The organism is Dialister sp. UBA1703 (genome assembly GCA_002320515.1).
In the GTDB taxonomy this organism is placed as follows: domain Bacteria; phylum Bacillota; class Negativicutes; order Veillonellales; family Dialisteraceae; genus Dialister.
The window spans coordinates 1-2,633 of the sequence record DCJJ01000152.1; the positions used below are offsets into that span (position 1 = coordinate 1).

A 2,633-nucleotide genomic window follows, 5' to 3' on the forward strand; every position below is an offset into this window, starting at 1 on the left:
GCTGTCAAACCTAAGAACCCGACCGCCGTAGGCCGGTCAAACTTGAGAACCTTTTCCCCTCACAACCCTTCTACACAACCTGCCTGCGTCAGCAGGCCACAACCTGCGGCGTCAGCCGCGCCCCCTTCCCTCTGAACCCTCACGCCGCAGGCGGCCCCATATGATATACTGAAAGCAAACCTTATGAAAGCGGCAGCAAAGGAGGAGAATATATGATGAAGAAAGCAGCGGGCCTGGCGCTGGCGTTGATGATGGCTCTGCCCCTGTCTGCAGGGGCGGCGGATTTCGCTAACCGGCTGGGGGCGTCCTATTCCGATGTGTCCGTGAGGGGCACGGTGCTCAAAGGGGGAAGGCTGGTGGATTTCGGGCGGGAAGTCTGGGGCCACGGCATGACGGTGGAGGTGCAGCATGGACAGGGAGAGGAAACCTGGTACCTTCACATCCAGGATCTTTCCAGGGAAAGGGGAAAGAACTTTTTCCATGACGTCACCCTTGCCCGGAAGGAAATGAAATGGAACATTTCGCCCCTTCCGGAGAATCCGGACACCACCTTCCTCGCTTCCTATACGGGCATGGACCTCTGGTACCCTCTGCCGAAAGATCTGGTGGATGCCATGAGCGCTTTCCCTAAGGACTGGAAGCTTACGGCCAGGAAGGAAGACGGGAAGAACTTCGGCCACGATTTCAAAAATCTGGCAGGCAAGGTAAGCCTTATGGACAAAGAGCCCGGCGCTCTGCCCAACTACGGCCCCGCCTATAGCGTCTATTTCCCGGGAGAAGGGCCGGAGGAAGTGCAGCAGGCCTTCCTCTATCATTTGAACGACCGGGATGAAAAAGGAAATCCCATTTCCTACGACGGCTACTACCGCTACTACCAGCGGGAAGAGCCCTATGCGGCGGAATTCATCTACGACTACTACGGCAGCACCTACAACGGCTACGTGTCCTTCTATCCGGAAAACGGAGGCACCTGGGTGGACCTGGATTTCTGGCAGAACCATGTGTATAGGAACAGCAACGGCTTCGGCGGCTACTACTACTCCAGCACCGTCCTCACCGGCGTGAAGGACGAATTCGTGAACCAGGGCTATCGGGCGGTGGAAGAGGCCTATTACGACCTGGAAAACCATCCGGACTACGGCATCGAACTGGAAGGGGGCTTCAACAAATCCCATCCCAAGGTGAAATCGGTGGACACCGCCGCCCATCCGGAACTTTCCGCCGTTCAGAAGGGGGACTGGATCCTTTCCATCAACGGCGCCGACGTATCGTCTATGAACTACCTGGCCCGGTACGCCCTGGACTACGCCGCTCCCGGCAGCGTCCTCCACATCACCCTGAAAAAAGACAAAACCGGCGAATACACCGTAGACGCCAAAGCGGTGATGAAGGAAAGAAGAAGGCCCGATGGCAGCTCCTATAAAGAACAGCTGGAAAAAGACGGCCTTCGTTCCAAAGGAACTCCCGCCCAGCTGGCTCCCTGGGTGCCCTATCACGAAACCTTCGCCCCCTGGGACGGAGAAGGCCATGTCATGGCGCCGGAGTTCAGGGGACTGGTGAAATAGTGGGACAGTGGGACGGCTATCCGCTTACCGCTTACCGCGGGCTTTGCGGCGGCGGGCTGTATTCCCGAAAGCAAGGAGATCGTCAGACAGTGAGACGTCAGACTTCCCGCTGACCGGCATTTACCGATGGATGGGCCATTGGCGGCACGCACTGAGATTTTACGCCTGCGGCTCAGAATGACCATGTTTCCGGCGGGAAGGAAATCCCGTAACGCCCGCCGCCGACAGGCGGCATTATAAACTCCATTGCCGCGAAGCGGCAATCCACCACCCTCTGAACCCTTAGAACCTTTCTACACAACCTGCCTGCGTCAGCAGGCCACAACCTGCGGCGTCAGCCGCGCCCCCCTTCCCCTCTGAACCTTCTGAACCCTCTGAACCCTCACGCCGCAGGCGTGTCCAGTGTCCGCTCCGAGGCTCCTGTATTTTCACAAGGAGGAATCATGAAATACAAAATCATTCTTTGCACCGCCCTTCTGCTGGCGGCAGGCCTTTCGGCAGAGGCCCATGGGCCCCATGACTGCTGGGGCTATTCGGGGCGGAAAAGCCCCGACGTTTACTGCGCCATTCCCGGTCTCCACGGCGAAAGGCCCGGAGATACCTTATCCCATTCCGTAGTGCTTGTGTCGGTGGAGCAGGACATGGGGCGATCGGAAATGGAGGAGGTCTGCAGGAAATACGACCTGTCCATCCTTTATGAATACAAAAATTTCTCCATGTACGCCCTGAAGACGGATGAAGAAAAAACAGACCGTGAAATGGACAGGCTCACGGCAGCGCTGGAAAAAGAAAAAGGCATCCTTTCCGCAGAACGGGACAGGATGCTGAGATTGATGGATGATAGAAGATAGACGTTAGAGGTGCGGCTGCATTAGCTGCCAATTCCCGCCGACTGGTATTTATTAGCGGCTGCCTCCAATGTGCCGGGTACCAAGATTCTTCGCCTGCGGCTCAGAATGACCGTGTCCGGCGGGAAGTTCAGAGCGTAAATCCCTTACCCACCCCTGTTTAAGGGGTGGGTGGCGAGCGCAGCGAGCCGGAAGGGGTTAAGGAAGCACTGATTCATTC

At 57.2% G+C, this 2,633-nt stretch carries 2 protein-coding genes; both read left to right on the forward strand.

Features of this window, described 5'->3' with window-relative positions; genetic code table 11:
• Positions 1-212: 212 nt before the first annotated feature.
• A complete protein-coding gene (locus B2Y11_RS06815) occupies positions 213-1,565 on the forward strand; it encodes a PDZ domain-containing protein (RefSeq protein WP_291057609.1) in 1,353 nt (450 codons plus the stop codon).
• Between the two features lie 443 nt (positions 1,566-2,008).
• Entirely contained in the window at positions 2,009-2,416 is a 408-nt protein-coding gene (locus B2Y11_RS06820; RefSeq protein ID WP_291057610.1) for a hypothetical protein, read from the forward strand.
• Positions 2,417-2,633 lie beyond the last annotated feature (217 nt).

Coding starts and splice junctions, on each gene's coding strand:
- B2Y11_RS06815 (WP_291057609.1), top strand. CDS start 213: ATGATGAAGAAAGCAGCGGGCCTGGCGCTGGCGTTGATGATGGCTCTG.
- B2Y11_RS06820 (WP_291057610.1), top strand. CDS start 2,009: ATGAAATACAAAATCATTCTTTGCACCGCCCTTCTGCTGGCGGCAGGC.